The following is a 21,086-nucleotide window of genomic DNA, read 5'->3' as shown; positions in this document are numbered from 1 at the left end:
TCTAAATCAATGAAAAGTGGCTATTTCACATTTATATTGCATGCCCATCTTCCCTACGTAAAGCACAGAGAGGCTAACCGGCTCGAAGAACGATGGGTGTTCGAAGCAATGACAGAGACCTACATCCCGCTGCTTTGGGTGCTTGAGCGTCAGCCTGAAGGCTTCACCTGGAGTATTTCCTTTTCGCCGCCGGTGATGGAAATGCTGTCAGACCCTGTACTGCAAAGAAGATATTTGGAGTATCTGGATAGTACGGAAAATCTCATTAAAAAAGAAAAACTTCGCACTCTCGATCAAGACGAAGCGAAAGCCATCCAATTTTACAGTGAGCGTTATAAGAACATTCGGGACACATTTTTTAAATGGAACCAGAATCTGCTCAATGGTTTTAAACACTACCATTCGGCGGGAGCAGTCGAATGCTTCACAACAGCGGCTACACATACGTTCTTACCTTACGTTCAGACCCACGAAGCCTTACATGCTCAAATCGATATGGGTATCGCAACATTTAAACATCATTTCGGAGAAAGACCTAAAGGATTCTGGCTCCCGGAGTGTGCGTACACTCCCGGCATCGATCAGCTGCTCCATCAGAAAGGTATCCTGTACACATTTGTCGATGAACAAACGCTCCTGAACAGCAGCCCCAAATCTGCACGAGGCATCGGTTCCCCCGTCTACTCGCCGCATGGAGTGGCACTATTTCCAAGAAACCGCGAAATATCAGGAAAAGTATGGAGTTCGGTGAACGGTTATCCGGGTGATGTAGACTACCGTGAATTTTACCGGGATATCGCCTATAACAGGGAGCTTGATTATATCCTTCCTCATATCCATCCAGAAGGAATCAGGATCGATACCGGCCTGAAATATCACCGGATCACAGGTCCCGTCGAAGATAAACAGATCTATGTCCGTGAATGGGCAGAAGGAAAAATAAGACAGCACGCAGAGCACTTTACAGAGACAATAGAAACCCGGCTCAGAGAAAAGGAAGACGAATGCTTCCCTCCTCATCTTATTACGGCACCTTTTGATGCTGAATTGTTCGGGCACTGGTGGTTCGAGGGTACAGATTGGATCTCTGCGTTTCAGCAGGCAAGTGCCGGAAGAGTAGAATGGATTACTCCATCTGAATTCATCACCCGCCATTACCGTGACCTTGAAACTGTACACGCTTCTTTTTCAACTTGGGGACGCAATGAATACGGAGAAGTCTGGTTAAATGAGAAGAATGCGTGGATGTACCGGCATCTGCATAAATGTGAAAGAGAGATCATATCAGCCGTTGCTCAGCACTCGCCGCTCACACCTGTTACAAAACGCTACGTTCAACAGTTGATTAGGGAATGGATGCTGGCTGCCAGCTCAGACTGGGCCTTTATCATTGATAATGAAACATCAGCACAGTATGCCAATGAGCGTTTTAAAACCCATATTGAACGATTCCATACCATCAAGGAACTGTTACAGCAAACTCCAAATACTACTGCATCAATCGAAGCTTTTGAAAAGGATTTTCCATTTTTAAAAAGTATTGATACAAGTTATTTTGAAACTCCGCATGACCTCTATATACAGCAGCATTACAACCAGAAGCCTGAACAAGAAAAACGAAAAATCCTTATGCTATCCTGGGAGTTTCCGCCAATGGTAGTCGGCGGGCTCGCCCGTCATGTATTTGATCTAGCCAAAACGCTAGTTAAACAAGGCCACGAGGTGCATGTCGTCACATGCCATATAGACGGTTATCCTGACTATGAGATCAACCAGGGAATATACGTTTATCGAGTAAGGTCTAATCAGCCTCAGACCGAGGAGTTCTTCCACTGGACGGGCAGCCTGAACCTTGCGATCGCCGATCAAGGGAGAGAGCTTTCCAAAAAAAATGATTTTGATTGCATTCATGCCCATGACTGGCTTGTCAGTGTGGCCGCTAAAGGATTAAAGCAGGAACTGAATATCCCGCTGATCGCGACGATCCATGCGACCGAACATGGCCGCAACAATGGTATTCATAACGCCCTTCAATATGAGATCAATCAAAAAGAGTGGGAACTTTGCTATGAAGCGAGCCAAGTCATTGTGTGCAGCCCATATATGAAAAAAGAAGTTGCCTCGGTGTTCAGGTTACCTGAAGAAAAGATTCATATCCTTCCAAACGGGGTTGATCCTGAACTGATTCAGACAGAAGAGGTTTTGGATGGTTTCCGTTTTAAAGAGCACCATGAAATTCTTGTTTTCTCAGTAGGGCGTGTAGTAAAAGAAAAAGGATTCCAGACCATCATCGAAGCCGCACATCTGGTCAAACAGAGGATGGGCAACATCAAGTTTATGATTTCCGGCAAAGGTCCGATGCTGGATGAATATCGCGATCGAATTCATAGGGAGGGACTTGAAGGCTACGTTACTTTTACCGGTTTTGTATCAGATGATGACAGAAACCGGATCCTGTCGGAATGCGATATTGCGTTATTTCCGAGCCTGTATGAACCATTCGGCATTGTTGCCCTGGAAGGGATGGTGGCAGGAAAAGCCACCGTTGTTTCAGATACGGGCGGACTGAGAGACATTATCCGCCATGAAGAGACCGGGCTGAAAATCTATCCCGGCAATCCGGAAAGTCTGGCATGGGCAGTCCTGACGCTTGCTCAAGATGAGCCTTTAAGGCGCACTCTCGCCATCAACGGCAAGAGAGAAGCGGAAACCGTATTTAACTGGAAAGAAATTGCTCAACAAACAAGCGTACTGTATGAACAATGTTTAGAAAAATCCGGTATAAGGGGCTGTGTATAATGAAAGGTGTAATAATGGCTGGGGGAAAAGGAACCCGTCTTCGTCCACTGACTTGCAATCTGCCTAAACCAATGGTGCCGCTGCTGCATAAACCCGTAATGGAGTACAGCATTGAGCTGCTGAAAAAATATGGCATCACGGATATCGCAGTAACGCTTCATTATATGCCAGAGGCCATCAAAAATTATTTTGGAGATGGCAGTGACTTTGGCGTTAACCTTCATTATTTTGAGGAAACGACGCCGCTAGGGACAGCAGGGAGCATTAAAAACGCAGAAGATTTCTTGGATGAGCGCTTCATCGTGATCAGCGGTGATGCCTTGACGGATTTTGATCTACTAAAGGGAATCCAATACCATCAGGAAAAGGACTCTCTCGTTACGATCTTTATGAAACAGGTCGAATCTCCGCTTGAATACGGCGTCATCATGACCAATCAGAACGGAGAGATCATCCGTTTCCTTGAAAAACCAAGCTGGAATGAAGTATTCAGCGATACAGTCAACACCGGCATTTATGTCCTCGAACCGGAAATTTTTCAATATATGGAGAAGGATTTTCAGACGGATTTCAGCAAAGACTTGTTCCCTCTCCTGATGAAAGAAGAGCGGCCATTGTATGGCTACCCGGCAGAAGGCTACTGGTCGGATATCGGAAGCCTCCATCAGTACCGGCAATCACACCGAGACATGCTGGATGGCCTTGTCAACCTGCCGTTCTCAGGGCATGAGATCGACCAGGGAATCTGGGTCGGGAACAATGTTGTCATTGAAGACGGCGCAAAACTGGAACGGCCGGTACATATTGCGGATGGAACAGTCGTCAGGGCAGGAGCGGATATAAAAAGTTATTCTGTCATTGGACGGAATAATGTCATTTCTTCTAAAGCGTCATTAAAGAAAAGCATTCTTTGGCATGATGTTTATGTGGGATCTGAAAGCGAGCTGAGGGGTGCAACCATTGCAAATGGAACGATGGTCGAGCAGGGAGCAGCGATCTATGAGCATGCTGTTGTCGGCAATCATTGCAAGATCGGAAAACGCTCCACTTTAAAGCCGGAAGTGAAAATCTGGCCGGAAAAAGAGATCTACGATGAAGCACTTGTGCATACTTCATTGATCTGGGGAAGAAAAGCGACCAAGTCATTGTTCGGCAGCCGCGGGGTCTCAGGGATCGCCAATGTAGAGATCACACCTGATTATATCGCAAGGCTTGCTTCTGCGTATGGAGCTGTGCTGCCTCACGGATCCAACATCGCGATCGCCAGTGATTCTCATTCTTTCTCCGGAATGATTAAACAGGCCTTTATCCAGGGATTGTTGTCATCAGGGGTAAATACACTTGATACGAGCCCTACGGTAGCTCCTGTCGTCCGTTTTGCGATTGAGATGGATAATCTTCAGGGCGGTGTCTACATCCGTTTTTCAAACAGAGGCGGAGAAAAGCAAGTGTTTATCGAGTTCTATGACCACAAAGGCCTGCCGATCCATCCTGATCAGGAACGGAAGATCGAGAATGCTTATTGGCAAGAAGATTACCGACGTGCCGCTTTTGACATGATCGGCAAAGGTACCTACAACAATTATAAAAACGAAGAGTATATTGAAGCCCTTTTACAGACCGTCAATAAAAAAAGAATCAGAAATTCAAAGTTTCGAATCGTTGTAAACTATAATCACCAGCCGTATCTCAGCTTTATTCCTATCCTTTTTCATAAATTGGATTGTGAGTTCTTGACCGTTCCATCTGAGACGGGACCTGAGGAAATGGCTTCCTTTGTCAGAGTGACGAATGCCAATCTTGGGATTCTTGTCGGCGAGGCCGGAGAAACGCTCAGCCTGATCACGGAGTCTGGAAAACTGCTCGATGAGGAAACGATGCTTTCTCTATATGTTCTCGTGACGTTTTACGAAGGAAAACAAAACGAAATGGCCATCCCGGTCTATGGTTCTTCTGACCTTGACAGCCTGGCCGGCCGTTTGAACGGAAGGCTCATCCGCACGAAAGCCAATCCCCGATCCATTATGGAAGTCGGCAGCGGGGTGATGAATTTTCAGTATGACGCCCAGTTTGCCCTCATTCACATCCTGGAGATGATGGCTACCCAGAAGATCACACTGTCAGAACTAGTAGGGTTGCTCCCAAATGTGAATATGCTGAGAGAGTATGTTCCTTGTCCATGGGATAAAAAAGGAAAAGTCATGAGAAAGCTTATGGAGGATATCCGTGATAATAATGTGGAACTCGTCGACGGCATCAAAGTCTTTCATCCTGAAGGCGGCTGGACACTGATTCTTCCGGACGTAGAACAGCCGGTCTTCACTGTGTATTCGCAGGGATCGAACATGGATCAGGCGAAAGAAGCTGCAGCCGAGTTCATCGATAAAATCCGGCTGTATCAGAAGGTTTAATGGATCATGCCGAGGCAGCTTGTAGCCGGAAACGGAAAAATTCTCGTAAACATTGATCAGCACCTTCAGATTAGAGACATTTATTATCCTTATGTCGGACAGCAAAATCACGTTCAGGGACACGCAAACAAAGTGGGGATATGGTCAGATGGCCATTTCTCCTGGCTGTCTTCGGAACTCTGGAGCGTCCATACGGACTATCATAAAGATTCTCTTGTAACCTGCTGTACGGCTGAAAACAAACAGATGGGCATTCGCCTTGTATTTGAAGACGGTGTTCATCAGCGTGAAAATATGTTTTTGCGCCGAATAAAAGTGACGAACACCTCGAAGAAGGAAAAGAAAATCCGGCTCTTTTTTCATCAGGATTTAAATATTTATGAGACAGAGGTTGGAGATACTGCTTTTTACGCCCCGGATTCAAGGTCTATTATCCATTACAAAAAGAATCGCTATTTTTTGTTTAATGCTCTTTTTGGAGATAACGGCATATCACAGTATACGACAGGAATCAAACGGTTCCAAAGCGCTGAAGGAACATGGAAGGATGCCGAGGATGGATCGCTGCACATTAATCCGATCGCCCAGGGATCTGTAGACAGCACCTTTTCTGTGGAACATGAAGTTCGAGGGGAAGAAACCGTTGAAGCCTTTTATTGGATGACCATTGGAAGGAACAGGGAAGAGATCCTTGCACTGAACGAATACATCAAAGAAATCGGACCATCATTGACTATTGATAAGATCATGATCTACTGGAGGAGATGGGCGAATAAATCACCGCTTCCAGATACAGATCTGGAGGAAGAGATTTTAGCTCTGTATAAACGGAGCCTGCTCATTGTCCGGACTCAGACAAATGAAAATGGCTATATCATGGCTGCCAATGATTCTGATATCCAGCAATATAACCGGGATCATTACAGCTACATGTGGCCGAGGGACGGCGCACTTGTGGCAGCGGCAATCGCCAAAGCCGGCTATCAGGGGATGGTGAAAAATTTCTATAGAAGGTGTGCAGAGGTGCTGACGAAAGAAGGATTTCTGCACCATAAATACAATCCGGACGGATCGATCGGTTCAAGCTGGCATCCGACTGTCGGAAAAGACGGGAAAGAACAGCTGCCGATACAAGAGGATGAAACGGCACTCGTATTATGGGCGTTTTGGGAGCACTACAAAGAGACCGGGGATATCGAATTTGCCCAATCTCTTTACCGATCGCTTGTAAGGCCGGGTGCCCGTTTTCTTCTTCAGTTCATGGATGAAGAGCTTGATCTGCCCAATCCGTCTTATGACCTGTGGGAAGAAAGAAGGGGAATCTTTTCGTTTACGTGCTCGGCTGTTTACGGAGGTTTGATGGCAGCTCACTCTTTTGCTCTTTTATTTGGGGAAGATGACAGGGCTGCAAGGTACAAAGCGGGAGCAGAGCGCGTAAAAAAAGGAATGGAGAACCATCTTTACGATCAAGAAGCCGGCCGGTTCCTCCGGGGAATTTACTTGAACGAGGAAAATCGGGAAATAACAAAAGATTATACGATAGAAAGCAGCATGTACGGCTTGTTTGCATTCGGTGTTTTTTCCGTCAATGATGGAAGAGTGCAGTCTACGATGGAGGCGATTGAGCGGGAGCTGTATATCAAAACACCGATTGGCGGAGTCGCACGGTATTTTAACGATTATTATTTTCAGCAGACCCATGAAGTGGAGAAGGTGCCAGGCAATCCTTGGCTAATCTGTACACTGTGGCTTGCGAAATGGAAAATTGCTGCAGCCGTTGACCGGAACGGCCTCAAGCAATGCAGGGAATACTTGCACTGGGTGGTCTCCCACGCATTTTCAAGCGGAGTTCTGCCTGAGCAGCTGCATCCATTCTCTGGTGAACCGCTGTCCGTCGCCCCATTAACATGGTCCCACGCGACCTTCGTGGATGTCGTTGTCGATTATATTCAAGCTTATGAACGTCTTGAATAAAATGCACTTGCTGAAATTAAATGTGTCTGGTATTATATTAAAGTATGAATTAATTTGGAAACAAATCAATCAAAGCAGTACGCCATTATTGTAATGGTTAAGGTTTGGAGGGAAAATACATGCGTGTAAACATCACTCTTGCTTGCACTGAAACTGGTGATCGCAACTATATTACGAAGAAAAACAAACGTAATAACCCAGAGCGCTTAGAGCTTAAAAAGTACAGCCCAAGACTAAAAAAATATACATTGCACCGTGAAACGAAGTAATGTAAGGAAAAGCCACCTAAACCCTTGGTAGACAAGGGATTAGGTGGCTTTTTTATTTCCGTTTTTTTTCTCTTCATCACTTCTTCAGGGAATTAAAATGAAAATAAAAAAACGTAATGATAACGGCAGTCCTTGCTGTATGGAGGAAGTTTTGATGCAGGGAATAACAGTAAGTATACAGTTGCCGTTAGACAGGTAACTGGTAAAATAAGAATGAGAATGATTTTTAAGAGGAGATGCGGTATGGAGAAGAAGAACTTAAGAAAAGAAATGAAAAACAAACTGCTGTCCCTGGACTCAACGTTACATAAAACGAAGAGTAAAGATATTGCCAGGCAGTTATTCAACATGCCGTTATGGTCGAACGCGAAGCATATCGGGATTACGATTTCGAGGGGATTTGAAGTAGATACCCGGGAGATTATAAAAAAAGCATGGGTCGAAGGAAAAGAAGTGAGTGTTCCAAAGTGCAGCACTGATGGGGAGAGGGCGATGGATTTTTATAAGATCACCTCTTTTGAGGACCTTGAAAATGTATACATGGACCTTTATGAACCGATTCGTTCCAAAACTCAGCTTTCTTCTGCTTATAATATCGAGTTGATGATCGTACCTGGCTTGATCTTTAGTCCAGAAGGTTACCGCATCGGTTTTGGCGGCGGATTTTATGACAGGTACCTGGCATCCTATGAAGGAAATACGGTTTCTTTGGCTTTCGACTTTCAGCTCTCACATTCGATACCTGTTGAACCGTTCGATATTCCTGTCCAATGGATTGTATCAGATCTAGGTGTTCATAAGGCGGAATTCTGATGGGATGGTTCGTCTTTGGCATCATCCTGGGCTGCTTTGTTTTTGCAGCCTTTAAACTTAAAATGCTCACACTGAGCGGAGCGATTGCCAGCTGGGGAATGGGTATGGTTGTTTATGGGGCTTTTGGTTTCAGCGGGCTGAGCATACTCCTTCTTTTCTTTATCAGCTCCTCACTTTTAAGTAAATGGGAAAAAGTGAAAAAGCAGCAGATAAGAACACTCGTAAAAGAATCAAAAGGGAGAGATGCGGGACAGGTCTTTGCGAATGGAGGCGGCGCGTTTTTTGCAGGAGCAGGCTATTTAATGTTTCCGCATCCTTTTTGGCTGCTTCTCTTGCTCGGCAGTTTGGCAGAAGCCGCAGCTGATACTTGGGCATCTGAAGTGGGAGTCCTCTCTAGAGCAAAACCATATCATATCCTCCGAAGACAACGGGTAGAAAAAGGAATATCGGGCGCGGTGTCTCCCCTTGGGCTCACGGCAGCCGCACTGGGTTCTTTTGTGATCAGTGTGGCAGGGGCAATACTGTTTTTTCATGGCGGCCGGGCCTTTATCGTCTTCTTGGCTGTGGGCATTGCCGGATTTTTTGGCAATGTTCTCGATACTCTGATCGGCGGGACCATTCAGCTTTCCTACCGATGTAAGGTATGCGGAATTGAAGTGGAAGAGGCGGATCACTGCGGAGTAAAATGCAGCAAACTAAAAGGCTGGCCTGCCGTCACGAACAATACCGTAAATTTTGTTTCCAGTGCAGCAGCAGGACTAGCAACAGGGGTGCTGATCCTATGGTTATGAAAATGAATTGTACGGGTGTAGTGCTTGCCGGGGGAGAATCGTCCCGTTTCCCCATTCATAAAGCATTTGCTCATTATGATGGTGAATATTTTTATGAACGGGCTGTCTCTTGTTTGAAACCTGCTGTATCCTCTGTTTATCTCGTTGCACATCCATCCATCGCACATAAACTGTCCGCTTCATCTGCAATGGTGATCCAGGACCTTCCATACCTGCAAGGACAAGGGCCCCTGGCGGGAATTCTTACGGCGATGAACATCAGAGAAGGAGCTGACTGGTACGCGGTCATCACGTGTGATATGCCTCTCATGAGAACTGAAATATATGAGATCCTTTTAACCGCTGCGTTGTGTACTCCGGGAATTCAGGCTGTTGTGCCTGTCGTGAAAGAACGCCAGCAGCCGCTTGCCGCACTTTACCATAAGAGCTGCAAACCGGTCATATACAAGCTTCTTACTGAAGGGAAGAGGAGCATGTATGGTTTGCTGCAATCTGTGAATACGAAGTACATCGATGAACTCTGCGGTGACTGGAATCCACATGATTTTATAAATATTAATACACAGGAAGATTACTCCCTTTATATTGAAAAAGGGCTCAGGGAATAATTTGCACAATCATGGCAAAAAGTAAGAGCAAGGAGGAATGCTCTGTGACTAGATTTATATTCAAGCTTGCCCTTGTTGTTGCCTTGATCCTGATAGGTTATCAGTACAGATATCGGCTGCTCAATGTCATACTGGGAGTGCCTTTGCTCCGGAGATTCGCGGTTGGCCGAATGATGTCGTTTCCGGGTTTGCGGGATAAATTTATGAAGGAAATGTTCTGAGGCGCTGTTCGCGCCTCTTCTTTTTGGTATGAAAGCAAACGGAATCTTTTTTGACCTTGATAATACACTTTTTGATTATGACCGTACTTTTGGGCTTGCCGCTATGCAAAGCTTTACAGAGATGTATGGGGAACGGATGATATTAGGGTGCACCAAAATGAATCTTGAACTGGATTGGTTTAGAATATTCAAAACATACTGTGACTATTTTTGGGCTGGCTATGAGTGCGGCGATCTTTCACGTACCGCGTATCAGAACAAAAGATTTTTAACTTCTTTGCAGGCATGCGGACTGAAAGCAGGATCCCATAGGGCTGCTGCTGTTTTTGAAGAACGTCTCAGAACATACATCCCATCGTATTGTCAGCTGTTTGCAGGGGTCTCACAACTATTACAGGAACTATGTGATCGTAAAATGTTGATGGGCATCATTACCAATGGAGAGAAAACGGTTCAGAGAAATAAAATAGAGGCCTTAAACCTTACAAACTGGATAAAGCCTCAACATGTCTTTATATCTGACGAGATGAATGTACAAAAACCCAATCCCGTCATATTTCTAAAGATTCAAGAGCAAACGGATTGCAGCAATCCTCTATATGTCGGTGATTCTTGGGACCAGGATATTTTTCCTGCCACCGTGTCCGGATGGAAAGCGGTCTGGCTCACTACAAGAAGGAGTGAGCCGAAAACACAAGGCAGTCATTTGGAATACAGAAGAGCTGCTTCGGTCTCTGAACTGAATCAGCTTCTTATCTCGTATATTGAATGAGCTGGATATACTCTCCATCCTTGAGCTTAAACAGAACCATCAAATGAGTCTTATCCTTGCTGAACAGGATAAGCGGCATACTGCTGCCGATGGGGCTCACTTTGGATCCATTGCTTTTCTTGACACCGAGAAAATAATTTTTATATAGCCCTTCCCACAGGTTGCCGATAATTTTATTCGTCTGGTCTTGTGTGAAACCAGGGAGCGGACTGTTTTGGTACTGGGGAAGATCGTTTAGTGCCACAGCATTATAATTCGCGCCGTTCACATTGTAGAACTGTTTGGCCCCGCTCCAGGTCTGCTGAAGAAATGAATAGGTCTTAACATCCAATTTGGTTTTTACAGATCGCTCACTGCTGTTCTTTGGATTTTGGAAAGAAGAAAAGGAGCTGCCTTTGTGATAGACATAAAGATTTTTTTTGCTCATCGCCTGGGCGCTGCGATAGGTGTCTTCATTTTTATGAATTTCTGCATAGTGATAGCTGACACTCTGAGACAATTGATCGTTCCTTCCAGGCACTTTTTTAGACTGATTAAGTGTCCTGGTGTCCTGTTCCCATTTGTTCATCGTGCTTGTTAATACACCGTTTGCATACAGCATGGAAATATCTTGCCGAAGATAAGCTGACTTGTTCGTTTCAGATGATACATCCCAGTTGAGCGTATAGTTTTCAGCAGTTGAGCCGCCCAAAGAGACATTCGTATATGCTTTTGTGAAGGTCACTTGGCTGTCGATGGGAAAAAAGATGATACTTTCTTTGACAGGTTCCTTTCCAAAATGATACATAAAAAAGAGTATTGCGAAAAAAACAGGCAGAACGACACCAAGCCAATTTCTCATTTTCATAGGAATTAACCACCCCGCTGGACAGACTGTTGTTCCATGTTTATGCATGGTCATCACAAGAAAGAAGAAGGAATTTAAGGAGAAGGAAAGAAATTTTATAGGGAAGAACTAGACGATTATAGGAGAGAGGCACATCATGATCAATGAACAAGAAATACTTCAGAATATTAAGGACTTAGTCAGTATTCCAAGCCCATCCGGCTATACAGATCACGCGATTTCCTATGTGAGCGATTTTCTGACTAAGGAAAACGTTCCGTATTACATTAACCATAAAGGCGGGCTGATCGCGACACTTAAAGGAAAGAACGATACGAAGCATCGTTTGCTGACGGCGCATGTGGATACGCTGGGTGCCATGGTGAAAGAGATAAAAGGCAGCGGGCGCCTGAAGCTCACCATGATTGGAGGATTCCGCTGGAACGCAGTCGAAGGAGAATATTGCAAGATACATACAACTGACGGAAAAATTTATACAGGGACCATCCTAATGCATCAGACGTCTGTCCATGTTTATAAAGATGCGGGTGACGCAAAAAGGGACGAAGTGAATATTGAAGTTCGGATCGACCAGCCGGTGAAAACAAAAGAGGAGACAGAAAAACTCGGTATCTCGGTAGGGGATTTCGTATCCTTTGAACCAAGGGTGGAAATAACAGAGAGCGGATTTATTAAGTCGAGGCATCTCGATGATAAAGCAAGCGTCGGTATATTGATGCATCTTATTAAAGTGATTAAAGATCAAAGGATTGAGCTGCCTTATACAGTGAATTTCCTGATCTCAAACAATGAAGAGATCGGGTACGGCGGAAATTCCAATATTTCAGAAGAGACGGTTGAATATATCGCAGTCGACATGGGCGCGATCGGTGACGGGCAGGCGACCGATGAGTACACGGTGTCGATCTGTGCAAAAGATTCCAGCGGCCCTTATCATTACGGACTGCGCAAACATTTGGTCAAACTGGCTGAAAAGCATAGTGTCGACTACCGTGTGGATATCTATCCTTTTTACGGCTCTGATGCATCGGCGGCCATTAAAGCCGGCTATGACATTAAGCACGGATTGGTAGGAGCTGGGATCGATGCTTCACATGCCTATGAACGCACACACGTACAGTCCTTGCGGCATACGGCGACTTTGCTGCTTCATTACATGCAGTCTGAACTGGTCTTATGAGTTTAAAGATTTTTTCATAAGAAACAGAGAGAAACCGCTGTCTTTTCAGCGGTTTTTTTCTTTAGTCTCTGCTATAATAATCAGGGTGATGAAATGAAAAATCTATATGATGTGCAGCAGCTCTTAAAGAGATTTGGAATCTTTATTTATACCGGACACCGGATGGCTGATCTTGAGCTGATGCAGGATGAAGTAAGAACCCTGTACGATTCAGGTTTGATCGATCAGCAGGAATTTAAGATGGCACTGCTGATTATTAAAGCTAACTATCAAAAATTCAGCTAATAAAATTGATATAAAAGGGTGACAGCTATGAATGAGAAATGGTATGTAGGCGTTGATCTTGGCGGGACAACAATTAAAATGGCATTTATCAGCGACTATGGTGATCTGATCAAGAAGTGGGAGATCCCAACGGACATCTCTGAAAAAGGAAAAAATATCACAACAGATATTGCGAAAAGCATCGACTCTGTTCTGGAGGAGCTTGGTGAAAAGAAATCCAGGCTCAATGGAATCGGAATGGGAGCTCCTGGATTTATTGATCTGTCCCGCGGATTTATCTACCATGCGGTCAACATCGGCTGGGTAAACTTCCCGCTGAAAGAACGTCTGGAAATGGAGACCGGACTGCCTGTAGTCGTAGATAATGATGCCAATCTTGCAGCTGTCGGAGAAATGTGGAGGGGGGCCGGCGATGGAGCCAAAGACCTCCTTTGTGTAACACTTGGCACCGGTGTCGGAGGCGGAATCGTCGCCAATGGGAAAATTCTTCACGGAACCAACGGAATGGCAGGAGAAATCGGGCACATTACAGCCATTCCTGAAGGTGGTGCACCATGCAACTGCGGAAAAACCGGGTGTATTGAAACCATAGCATCTGCTACAGGCATCTGCCGCCTTGCTCGTGAAGGTTTGGAAAAATATCCGGATTCCATTCTTCATAAAGAACAGGAAAAAGAGGATGGAATCACTTCTAAGGATGTTTTTGACGCTGCTGATAAGAAGGATGAGCTGGCGCTGTATGTCTTGGAGCTCGTGGGATATCACCTCGGTTTTATGATCGCGAACCTTGGGAATGCGATCAATCCAGGGAAAATTGTTTTTGGCGGCGGAGTGTCTAAAGCTGGAAATAAAATCCTTCAGCCTGTCAAACAAAACTTTGATAAGTTTGCTCTTCCGCGTGTAAAAGAAGGAGCGGAATTTGCTATTGCTTCACTAGGAAACGATGCAGGTGTATATGGAGGAGCCTGGATGGCGAAAAAATTGCATGAGGAAACTATTTTATAAACGATCCATAGCGTTCTAAGAACCATGCCCAGCATGGTTTTTTCTTTTCATTCATGACTTAACTTCTGTTTGAATACACTGAAAGGTAGAGGTTACATGATGAGGAGGAGCTTATGAAAATAACGGTAAGAAAAGGAGACACGTTTTCTTATTACAGCCAATTATTCGGACTCCCCTTACAGCTGCTGCTGGATTCCAACTTGCAAACTGATCCCGAATATTTGCTGCCCGGATCTTCGCTGCTCATTCCCGGCTATTTTCATCATGAGCATACGGTAAAAAAAGGAGACACATTCCATTCCCTCTCTAGGAGATACAATGTCTCTTTAGATGGCTTGTTTATATTGAATCAGGAAAATAATGCACAGCTTCTTGAAGAGGGAATGGTCGTGAATGTTCCGGAACGAGCGGTACACCGTGTCGTTTCAGTCGGTGTGCCGTATGATTATACTGTTCTGAAATACGATCTTCAGCGTTTATGCTCTCTTTATCCCTTCATTCGCTCTGACTGTTTTGGACAATCGGTATTAAAAAAAGACCTTGTTCAGCTGAAATGCGGAAGAGGGCCAAAGAAGGTGCACGTGAATGCCTCTTTTCATGCAAATGAATGGATAACGACTGGCATCTTGATGGTTTTTTTAAACGATTACTTGTTGGCGCTGACAAATAATACACCCATCCGGGGAATCAATATGCTGCCTTTGTACGAATCAGCGACGCTGTCAGCCGTTCCAATGGTCGATCCTGATGGAGTCGATCTCGTCCTGCAGGGTCCGCCCGATATAGAGCCGTACCGCAGCCTGGTCAAAACCTTAAACAAGCAGCATCCCAATTTTAAAGACTGGAAGGCCAACATCAGGGGAGTGGATTTAAACAACCAGCTTCCGGCACGGTGGGAGATCGAAAAAGCTAGAAAGCCGGCAGAACCGGCTCCAAGAGATTATCCGGGAGATTATCCGCTTTCCGAGCCCGAAGCGAAGGCGATAGCCAATCTGACGGTCGACGAAAATTTTGACCGTGTTATCGCTCTTCACACCCAAGGGAAAGAATTTTATTGGGGCTTTGAGAAGGAAGAACCGGATGAAGCCGAAAAGATCGCCGAAGAATTCGAACGTGTAAGCGGCTATAAAGCAGTCCGCTACGTAGACAGTTACGCGGGATACAAAGACTGGTTCATACAGGAGTTTCGCAAACCGGGTTTTACTATCGAACTGGGGATCGGTGTAAATCCGCTTCCTCTTTCGCAATTCCAGGAAATTTATAAAGATACGCTTGGAATATTTCTGGCCAGCCTGTACATGTAAAGAAGCGGAGAAACCAGCAGCCATAAAAGAAGTGCCCCCAATTGTGAGTCCAAACTAACAATTGGGGGCACTTCACTAGGTGCTGTTTTTTTCTTATGAGTTAAATCATGGTACACTGTTAGTATTCTCGATTCTATTAACTCAGGAGGTTATTATGGCTATTATAGACATTACGGTTATCCCGATCGGGACAGAATCCCCGAGTGTCAGTACATATGTTGCAGGAATACAGCGTGTTCTTGAAAAATATAATGATCAGATTAACTACGAACTGACTCCGATGAACACCATTGTAGAAGGGGAGCTGGATGTTTTATTAAACGTCATCAAAGAAATGCATGAAGCGCCCTTTCAGGAAGGCATACAGCGGGTGGCTACAAATATCCGCATTGATGACCGAAGAGACAAGAAATCTACGATGAAATCCAAACTGGAAAGCGTACGGAACAAAATGCAAGGGTAAATAAAAAACCATCCGCGATACTTCGCGGATGGTTTTTTGCTGTTCGGTTTAGTGGCCTGTAGAGCCTCCGCCTGTGAACAAATCGATAAAGGTCATGATGGTAAACCAGCCAAATACGGCAAATGTAAGAAACGCAAAACCAGAACCTAACATATTCTTAATTTTTAATGACCGCAGTAAACCTAGAGCAGCAAAAATTGTAACAATTGCGAAAATAATGGCTAAAGCCATATCCTATGCCCCCCTTACTCTGGAGTAATCTACTTAAATACTGAATTCCCTATGTATAGCAAAAAATCCGGGTACTGCCTTGTACTATTTTACTTGTTTTGTTAACTTTTGTACAGTCTCCATTTTATTAAGATTGGACGGTAATGGCAATATTGTAAGCACTTGCATACTTTTCGATCAGTTCTTTTTCTTCTTTGTCAACGAAGTACTTTGAGCTGTGGTCCCGTTGTTCTGTCCCAATTAAATGTTCGTCGAGCTGAAACAGGGCCATGCTGATCTCCTGGCTGGTACCTCCGTTTATCGTGAAGGATAGAACAGTGTCTTCAAAGAGGTAAAAGTGTTGAGAAGCTGATCGGAATCCATAGTCCCAAAAACGGTCTGTAGGCTGGAAGAATTCTGGAGAGTACAGGGGATGCAACTCTTCGAAATAGTTCTGCGTTCCATAATAGGCTTTTAGTGCAAGAGCTTCTTCCATCGTTTTTACAATAATGATCTCTCCGCTCCGGTCGAACACATTGGCCAGTTCGGCTGTCTTTCTGACAATTTGCGCTGCAGCAGCAGGGTGTTTTTTAGAAACCTGTTTTATCTCAATTCCATAACAAAGCGACAAAGCCATCTCCTCCGCATCTTTTTTAATTTTAGTGTAAAATAGGGGGAAATAGAATGCAATGGAGGGATACATATGAAATGGGAACGGCTGACTGTCGGACCAGTTCAGGAGAATACATATGTTTTATGGAATGAAAAAAAGGAGGGGATCATTTTTGACCCGGGCGGCGAGAGCAAAAAGATTATCTCCTTGGTTGAAAAACGGGGGGTAAAGCCGCTTGCTGTATTGCTGACACATGCCCATTTTGATCATATAGGTGCCGTAGACGATGTAAGGGAAAAATGGCAGATTCCTGTATATGTCCATAAAAAGGAAAAGGACTGGCTGGAAGACCCGAACAAGAACGGTTCCGCTCATTTCATGCAGGATATAACAGCAAAAAAAGCAGACCATCTGATCACGGAGGAAGGAGAGCTGCAGATCGGCAGCATTTCCCTGCAGGTGCTGGAAACTCCAGGACATTCTCCTGGCAGTGTATCTTATTATGTTTCAAGCATGGAAACGGTCTTCTCTGGAGACGCTCTTTTCGCAGGAAGTATCGGAAGGACAGATTTATATGGCGGGAATCAGGAGCTGCTCTTGAAGAGCATTCATGAAAAGCTGTTGAACCTTCCTGAAGAAACGATGGTTCTTTCGGGCCACGGACCGGAGACAGCGATTGGCGCCGAAATGGATTCCAATCCTTTCTTAAGCGGTTTTTAAAATGCTCTCTTTGATCAGGGAGAAGATAAAAAACTCGCCAAACCAGGTCATATCCTATGAGGAATATATGAGGCTGGCCCTGTATGCTCCTCAATTGGGCTATTATCAAAACGAGCGGGTGAAGATTGGAAAGAACGGGGATTTTTATACGAGCAGTGCAGCTGCCGATGCTTTTGGAGCCGTTTGGGCAAACGCGTTTTATCGAATGTTCCAGGAACAGCAGCTTCCTTTTGTTCTTTGTGAGATCGGAGCAGGGGACGGCAGGTTTGCCAAAAGCGTCCTCCAGGAATGGGAGGCCAAAGGTTATCCGAACATGGAATATATCGTGGTTGAGTCAAGTCCTTATCATGCAGGAAAAATAAAGGACAAGCTTTCTGAGGATCGTTTCATCCATTATTTTTCTCTTGAAGACATGAAGGCTGAATACCCATTTTTTCAAGGGATTCTATTTGCCAATGAACTTCTTGATGCGATGCCTGTTCATGTTGTTAAACAGGAAAAAACAGGTATGACTGAAATCATGGTATCAATGGATGTGACAGGAAACCTGGTAGAGCAGGAACAACCATTGGTTAATGCAGAACTCGGCGCTTGGATCGCAGAACACCTCGGAGGGCTTTCCATCGGGCAGACCATAGAGGTTCCGCTGGCTATGACACACTGGCTTAACGATCTTTATGGTTGGGTTGAAAACGGAGCAGTAGTGCTCGTCGATTACGGATATACGAGGGAAGAGTGGGACATGCCCCATCTTTTAAACGGAAGTCTGCGCGGTTATTTTCGTCATCAGCAAATCAACGATCCGCTGAAATTCCCCGGGGAGATGGACCTAACGTCTCATGTTCATTGGGACAGTGTAAAAACGATCGGTGAAATAGCAGGATTCCGGGCGGATGGTTTTCAAAAGCAGACAGATTTTCTTCTGGAGAACGGGATTCTAGATCATCTGCGCGATACTGGCAGCCAAGATCCGTTCTCACCTGTGCATAAGAAGAACAGAGCGATCCGTTCCCTGATCATGGAGAACTCCATCAGCTCTTATTTTCAAGTTCTAATCCAAAAAAAAGACGGCTGCCGTTAAACGGCAACCGTTTTCTTTTTTCTTTTTAATGATTAATGGCCGCCCGCTCCGGGAGTCATCATGAACGTTGTCCAGTATGTAAAACCTACAAAAAAGACTGTTAGATAAGCTCCAAAAATGTAAATATACATACGCTCAGATAAATTTAAGTAGCTTAGTGAAACAAATAAAATAGTTTGGCCCAAAAACAACAGTGACATGTTGGTTAAGTCCCCAAGATAGGCCATTACTGCGATAATCCCAGTCCAAAAGCCCAAGACCTTGTACATTCTTGCCATATGTATCCCTCCCTTTTCACCGAAGAACTCATTCCCTCTGTATTATATATGAATTTTTACTGGATTGTAAATGCCATTCTAACTGGATTTGGAAAAACAAAAAAAGAACACATGGCAGGTGTTCTTCGTAAAAGATGGCTGGGCTAGCTGGATTCGAACCAACGAGTGACGGAGTCAAAGTCCGTTGCCTTACCACTTGGCTATAGCCCATCGGAATAATTTTAGTATGGGTAGTGTCGAAAATTTTATGCAAGAAAGTGTGAACTTTTTGAAGGGATTTAGCAGATTATGTCGTAAAGTTACCTTTAAGTTAAGAAAGAAGGTGATAACGCGTTGCCAATTGAAAAGAAAAGTGATGAACTGCTTCAACTCGCAGAAAGAACCAATGCGTCAGATATTCATTTTGTCCCCATGAGGGAAAAAGGCCTGATCCAGTTCAGGATCGATGGCCAGCTTCATCAGGTAGAAGAATTAGCCTATGGATTTTTTGAAAGACTTGTTTCCCATTTCAAATTTAAGGCTGGTATGGACATCGGTGAACGCCGAAGGCCTCAGGACGGTTCGATGGATGTTACCATCAAAGACCATCTCCTTCATCTCAGGCTTTCCACACTGCCTACTGCCTTTCATGAAAGCCTCGTCATCCGCTTGCTTCCCCAGACTCATCCTACAGAATTTCAATCCTTAGCCCTGTTTCCGCACTCACTCGAAGGACTTTCCCTCCTATTGCGGCGTGCCAGCGGCCTTATTCTCTTCTCAGGACCGACCGGTTCAGGAAAAACGACCATCATGTATTCTCTTCTTCAGCATATCCAATCCTTGTATACCCGCCACATCTTAACACTCGAAGATCCCGTGGAAAAGAAAGTCGATCTGTTTTTGCAGATGGAAGTGAATGAAAAAGCAGGAATTACGTATGGGGAAGGCTTTAAATCACTCCTTCGCCATGATCCCGATGTTATCATGATCGGTGAGATCAGGGATGAAGCTACAGCCAAGCTCGTGATCCGGGCCGGAATGACGGGGCATTTAGTGCTTTCAACAGTCCATGCAGAAGACGCATTAGGCTGCTTATTCCGGTTGATCGAATTTGGTTTGACCGTTCAGGAACTTGAACAAACACTGCTCGGCATTGTTGCTCAGCGGTTGATTTCGCTGCGCTGCCCCTATTGCGGTGAAGTGTGCGACACTAATTGTTTTATGAGAAGAAAAAATAAAAGAATGGGTTTATTTGAACTGCTGTCAGGATCCGGGCTGGAAAAAGGTATAGAGTGGATCCGGGGCAACACGGATCGGCCGGATGGTGCTAGAACATTGAATCATTTTATAAAACAAGGGATTGCTTTAGGATTTCTGCCTGCGCATAGCCTTGAGAGATGGGGGGTGGACAGGCAGTGAAAAAGGGAAGGAGCTGGTCGAACAAACAGCAGGGAGATTTTTTGATGCGCCTTGGCAGGCTGCTGGAACAGGGCTACACACTCCCAAAAGCGATAGCAATACTTAAGCTGCATCAGAACCGCTGGATGCAAGACGGTCTTTACCGGGTGTACGATTGCCTGAAAAGAGGATATTCCCTTCATGAAGCATTGGCACGAGAGAGATTTTCAAGCGATGTGCTCGGCTTTCTTGAGTTGTCCGAAAAACATGGTGATTTGCGCTTCAGTGTTATGGAAGGTGCCAAAATGCTGCAGAAGAGGGAAGAAATCAAAGAACGATTCATTAAAGCGGCAAGGTACCCGATATTCTTATTTGCTGTCGTTTTGTCGATATGCTTCATCATGTTTCGCTTGCTGATCCCCCACTTTTTATCTTTGTACTCCTCTTTAGACATCAATTTCCCTTATTTTACAATCGTAATGATTTCCATAATTAAGAAAGTTCCTTTCCTCTTTTTTCTGTTTGCTGCGTTTACTGTCACGGCTGCTGCAGCGTATATCGCTGTCATGAAAAAAATTTCTCCTTCCAAACGCATCTCGCTGCTCTTAAGAATCCCCATTGTAAAAAGGACACTTCCTGTCCTTATCACCCATCAATTTTCTATTCAGCTGGGCAGCCTGCTAAAAGGAGGATTGGCGATCAATGAGGCGTTAAAGATCCTCGAACAAAATCAATACATGCGATTTTTTCGAACAGAGGCTGCCTTGATGAAACAAGAGCTCGTGAACGGGCTGAGATTTGAAGATATCGTTGCTCAAAAGCGCTACTTTGTTCCTGAGCTGTCCATGATTATTGTTCATGGACAATCCTGCGGAATGCTCGGTAAAGAATTGATTGCTTACAGTGAAATACTGCTCGCTTATGCAGAAGAAAAAATGGCAAAGTACATCGTTGTAGTTCAGCCGGTACTGTTTCTATTCATAGGGGTCATGATTCTTGTCATGTTTGTTTCGATGCTTTTGCCTATGTTTAAAATGATGGATTCCATTCAATAATTAAGGAGAG

General features: G+C 44.7%; 22 protein-coding genes and 1 tRNA gene. 18 read left to right on the top strand and 5 right to left on the bottom strand.

The window, feature by feature from the left end:
- The first annotated feature begins 9 nt into the window (after window positions 1-9).
- From LCY76_RS13965 to LCY76_RS13925, 9 genes are all read left to right on the top strand, one after another.
- A complete protein-coding gene (locus tag LCY76_RS13965; protein ID WP_248253138.1) occupies window positions 10-2,799 on the top strand; it encodes a 1,4-alpha-glucan branching protein domain-containing protein in 2,790 nt (929 codons plus the stop codon).
- Window positions 2,799-5,210 carry a sugar phosphate nucleotidyltransferase gene (locus LCY76_RS13960; protein ID WP_248253137.1) on the top strand — a complete coding sequence of 804 codons (2,412 nt, stop codon included), beginning with the start codon at window positions 2,799-2,801 and terminating at the stop codon, window positions 5,208-5,210. Before LCY76_RS13965 ends, LCY76_RS13960 begins: the two co-directional genes overlap by 1 nt.
- 6 nt (window positions 5,211-5,216) lie before the next feature.
- Window positions 5,217-7,184 carry a glycoside hydrolase family 15 protein gene (locus LCY76_RS13955; protein WP_248253136.1) on the top strand — a complete coding sequence of 656 codons (1,968 nt, stop codon included), beginning with the start codon at window positions 5,217-5,219 and terminating at the stop codon, window positions 7,182-7,184.
- A gap of 119 nt (window positions 7,185-7,303) precedes the next feature.
- Window positions 7,304-7,453, top strand: a complete 150-nt coding sequence (gene rpmG, locus LCY76_RS13950; protein ID WP_007202187.1) for a 50S ribosomal protein L33 — start codon at window positions 7,304-7,306, stop codon at window positions 7,451-7,453.
- A gap of 243 nt (window positions 7,454-7,696) precedes the next feature.
- Window positions 7,697-8,266: a 5-formyltetrahydrofolate cyclo-ligase gene (locus LCY76_RS13945; RefSeq protein ID WP_248253135.1), complete on the top strand. Its 570-nt coding sequence runs from the start codon at window positions 7,697-7,699 to the stop codon at window positions 8,264-8,266.
- Window positions 8,266-9,057 carry a DUF92 domain-containing protein gene (locus LCY76_RS13940; protein ID WP_248253134.1) on the top strand — a complete coding sequence of 264 codons (792 nt, stop codon included), beginning with the start codon at window positions 8,266-8,268 and terminating at the stop codon, window positions 9,055-9,057. Before LCY76_RS13945 ends, LCY76_RS13940 begins: the two co-directional genes overlap by 1 nt.
- Entirely contained in the window at window positions 9,048-9,665 is a 618-nt protein-coding gene (locus LCY76_RS13935; protein WP_248253133.1) for a molybdenum cofactor guanylyltransferase, read from the top strand. Before LCY76_RS13940 ends, LCY76_RS13935 begins: the two co-directional genes overlap by 10 nt.
- Before the next feature lie 44 nt (window positions 9,666-9,709).
- Window positions 9,710-9,886, top strand: coding sequence for a hypothetical protein (locus tag LCY76_RS13930; protein ID WP_156316364.1), 177 nt, complete (start codon window positions 9,710-9,712; stop codon window positions 9,884-9,886).
- A gap of 28 nt (window positions 9,887-9,914) precedes the next feature.
- On the top strand, window positions 9,915-10,658 hold the full coding sequence (locus LCY76_RS13925; RefSeq protein ID WP_272885617.1) for an HAD family hydrolase: 744 nt from the start codon (window positions 9,915-9,917) through the stop codon (window positions 10,656-10,658).
- Here LCY76_RS13925 and LCY76_RS13920 read toward each other — a convergent pair.
- Window positions 10,639-11,505: a hypothetical protein gene (locus LCY76_RS13920; protein WP_248253131.1), complete on the bottom strand. Its 867-nt coding sequence runs from the start codon at window positions 11,503-11,505 to the stop codon at window positions 10,639-10,641. The two genes, LCY76_RS13925 and LCY76_RS13920, sit on opposite strands and share 20 nt — an antisense overlap.
- Window positions 11,506-11,638: 133 nt before the next feature.
- Here LCY76_RS13920 and LCY76_RS13915 point away from each other — a divergent pair, with 133 nt between their 5' ends.
- The 5 genes from LCY76_RS13915 to LCY76_RS13895 all read left to right on the top strand — a co-directional run bounded on the left by LCY76_RS13915 (window position 11,639) and on the right by LCY76_RS13895 (window position 15,742).
- Window positions 11,639-12,685: a M42 family metallopeptidase gene (locus LCY76_RS13915; protein ID WP_248254680.1), complete on the top strand. Its 1,047-nt coding sequence runs from the start codon at window positions 11,639-11,641 to the stop codon at window positions 12,683-12,685.
- A 93-nt stretch (window positions 12,686-12,778) separates the two neighbouring features.
- On the top strand, window positions 12,779-12,970 hold the full coding sequence (locus LCY76_RS13910) for a YqgQ family protein (protein WP_248253130.1): 192 nt from the start codon (window positions 12,779-12,781) through the stop codon (window positions 12,968-12,970).
- Between the two features lie 27 nt (window positions 12,971-12,997).
- On the top strand, window positions 12,998-13,975 hold the full coding sequence (locus tag LCY76_RS13905; protein WP_248253129.1) for an ROK family glucokinase: 978 nt from the start codon (window positions 12,998-13,000) through the stop codon (window positions 13,973-13,975).
- A gap of 113 nt (window positions 13,976-14,088) precedes the next feature.
- Window positions 14,089-15,279, top strand: coding sequence for a M14 family metallopeptidase (locus tag LCY76_RS13900; RefSeq protein WP_248253128.1), 1,191 nt, complete (start codon window positions 14,089-14,091; stop codon window positions 15,277-15,279).
- A gap of 154 nt (window positions 15,280-15,433) precedes the next feature.
- Window positions 15,434-15,742 carry an MTH1187 family thiamine-binding protein gene (locus LCY76_RS13895; protein WP_053357890.1) on the top strand — a complete coding sequence of 103 codons (309 nt, stop codon included), beginning with the start codon at window positions 15,434-15,436 and terminating at the stop codon, window positions 15,740-15,742.
- A 48-nt stretch (window positions 15,743-15,790) separates the two neighbouring features.
- Here LCY76_RS13895 and LCY76_RS13890 read toward each other — a convergent pair whose 3' ends face one another.
- Window positions 15,791-15,973 carry a DUF2759 domain-containing protein gene (locus tag LCY76_RS13890; RefSeq protein ID WP_053357891.1) on the bottom strand — a complete coding sequence of 61 codons (183 nt, stop codon included), beginning with the start codon at window positions 15,971-15,973 and terminating at the stop codon, window positions 15,791-15,793.
- A 127-nt stretch (window positions 15,974-16,100) separates the two neighbouring features.
- Window positions 16,101-16,583: a hypothetical protein gene (locus LCY76_RS13885; RefSeq protein ID WP_248253127.1), complete on the bottom strand. Its 483-nt coding sequence runs from the start codon at window positions 16,581-16,583 to the stop codon at window positions 16,101-16,103.
- A gap of 72 nt (window positions 16,584-16,655) precedes the next feature.
- Between LCY76_RS13885 and LCY76_RS13880 the strand changes: the two genes are divergently transcribed.
- Window positions 16,656-17,285 carry an MBL fold metallo-hydrolase gene (locus tag LCY76_RS13880; protein WP_248253126.1) on the top strand — a complete coding sequence of 210 codons (630 nt, stop codon included), beginning with the start codon at window positions 16,656-16,658 and terminating at the stop codon, window positions 17,283-17,285.
- Between the two features lie 67 nt (window positions 17,286-17,352).
- Window positions 17,353-18,366 (top strand): class I SAM-dependent methyltransferase, encoded by a 1,014-nt coding sequence (locus LCY76_RS13875; protein WP_248253125.1) that lies wholly within the window; start codon window positions 17,353-17,355, stop codon window positions 18,364-18,366.
- A 32-nt stretch (window positions 18,367-18,398) separates the two neighbouring features.
- Here the strand turns inward: LCY76_RS13875 and LCY76_RS13870 are convergent, their stop codons facing one another.
- Window positions 18,399-18,644 carry a DUF2626 domain-containing protein gene (locus tag LCY76_RS13870; RefSeq protein WP_062235012.1) on the bottom strand — a complete coding sequence of 82 codons (246 nt, stop codon included), beginning with the start codon at window positions 18,642-18,644 and terminating at the stop codon, window positions 18,399-18,401.
- Between the two features lie 135 nt (window positions 18,645-18,779).
- Window positions 18,780-18,854 (bottom strand) — tRNA-Gln (locus tag LCY76_RS13865).
- Window positions 18,855-18,977: 123 nt separating this feature from the next.
- On the opposite strand from LCY76_RS13865, the gene comGA reads away from it, so the two are divergent.
- The gene (gene comGA / locus LCY76_RS13860) at window positions 18,978-20,042 is read left to right on the top strand and encodes a competence type IV pilus ATPase ComGA (protein ID WP_248253124.1); all 1,065 of its coding nucleotides are present in this window, start codon (window positions 18,978-18,980) and stop codon (window positions 20,040-20,042) included.
- The gene (comGB, locus tag LCY76_RS13855; protein WP_248253123.1) at window positions 20,039-21,076 is read left to right on the top strand and encodes a competence type IV pilus assembly protein ComGB; all 1,038 of its coding nucleotides are present in this window, start codon (window positions 20,039-20,041) and stop codon (window positions 21,074-21,076) included. Before comGA ends, comGB begins: the two co-directional genes overlap by 4 nt.
- The last annotated feature ends 10 nt before the right edge of the window (window positions 21,077-21,086 follow it).

Source organism: Fictibacillus marinisediminis (genome assembly GCF_023149135.1).
In the GTDB taxonomy this organism is placed as follows: Bacteria; Bacillota; Bacilli; order Bacillales; family Fictibacillaceae; genus Fictibacillus_C; species Fictibacillus_C marinisediminis.
Note: the sequence above shows the minus strand (reverse complement) of the source record. Positions and strands in the feature narration are given on the sequence as shown.

What these genes read in the sequence shown, in the direction of transcription:
- LCY76_RS13965 (WP_248253138.1), top strand. Translation starts at nt 10, where the DNA reads ATGAAAAGTGGCTATTTCACATTTATATTGCATGCCCATCTTCCCTAC.
- LCY76_RS13960 (WP_248253137.1), top strand. Translation starts at nt 2,799, where the DNA reads ATGAAAGGTGTAATAATGGCTGGGGGAAAAGGAACCCGTCTTCGTCCA.
- LCY76_RS13955 (WP_248253136.1), top strand. Translation starts at nt 5,217, where the DNA reads ATGCCGAGGCAGCTTGTAGCCGGAAACGGAAAAATTCTCGTAAACATT.
- rpmG (WP_007202187.1), top strand. Translation starts at nt 7,304, where the DNA reads ATGCGTGTAAACATCACTCTTGCTTGCACTGAAACTGGTGATCGCAAC.
- LCY76_RS13945 (WP_248253135.1), top strand. Translation starts at nt 7,697, where the DNA reads ATGGAGAAGAAGAACTTAAGAAAAGAAATGAAAAACAAACTGCTGTCC.
- LCY76_RS13940 (WP_248253134.1), top strand. Translation starts at nt 8,266, where the DNA reads ATGGGATGGTTCGTCTTTGGCATCATCCTGGGCTGCTTTGTTTTTGCA.
- LCY76_RS13935 (WP_248253133.1), top strand. Translation starts at nt 9,048, where the DNA reads ATGGTTATGAAAATGAATTGTACGGGTGTAGTGCTTGCCGGGGGAGAA.
- LCY76_RS13925 (WP_272885617.1), top strand. Translation starts at nt 9,915, where the DNA reads ATGAAAGCAAACGGAATCTTTTTTGACCTTGATAATACACTTTTTGAT.
- LCY76_RS13920 (WP_248253131.1), bottom strand. Translation starts at nt 11,505, where the DNA reads ATGAAAATGAGAAATTGGCTTGGTGTCGTTCTGCCTGTTTTTTTCGCA.
- LCY76_RS13910 (WP_248253130.1), top strand. Translation starts at nt 12,779, where the DNA reads ATGAAAAATCTATATGATGTGCAGCAGCTCTTAAAGAGATTTGGAATC.
- LCY76_RS13905 (WP_248253129.1), top strand. Translation starts at nt 12,998, where the DNA reads ATGAATGAGAAATGGTATGTAGGCGTTGATCTTGGCGGGACAACAATT.
- LCY76_RS13900 (WP_248253128.1), top strand. Translation starts at nt 14,089, where the DNA reads ATGAAAATAACGGTAAGAAAAGGAGACACGTTTTCTTATTACAGCCAA.
- LCY76_RS13895 (WP_053357890.1), top strand. Translation starts at nt 15,434, where the DNA reads ATGGCTATTATAGACATTACGGTTATCCCGATCGGGACAGAATCCCCG.
- LCY76_RS13890 (WP_053357891.1), bottom strand. Translation starts at nt 15,973, where the DNA reads ATGGCTTTAGCCATTATTTTCGCAATTGTTACAATTTTTGCTGCTCTA.
- LCY76_RS13880 (WP_248253126.1), top strand. Translation starts at nt 16,656, where the DNA reads ATGAAATGGGAACGGCTGACTGTCGGACCAGTTCAGGAGAATACATAT.
- LCY76_RS13875 (WP_248253125.1), top strand. Translation starts at nt 17,353, where the DNA reads ATGAGGCTGGCCCTGTATGCTCCTCAATTGGGCTATTATCAAAACGAG.
- LCY76_RS13870 (WP_062235012.1), bottom strand. Translation starts at nt 18,644, where the DNA reads ATGGCAAGAATGTACAAGGTCTTGGGCTTTTGGACTGGGATTATCGCA.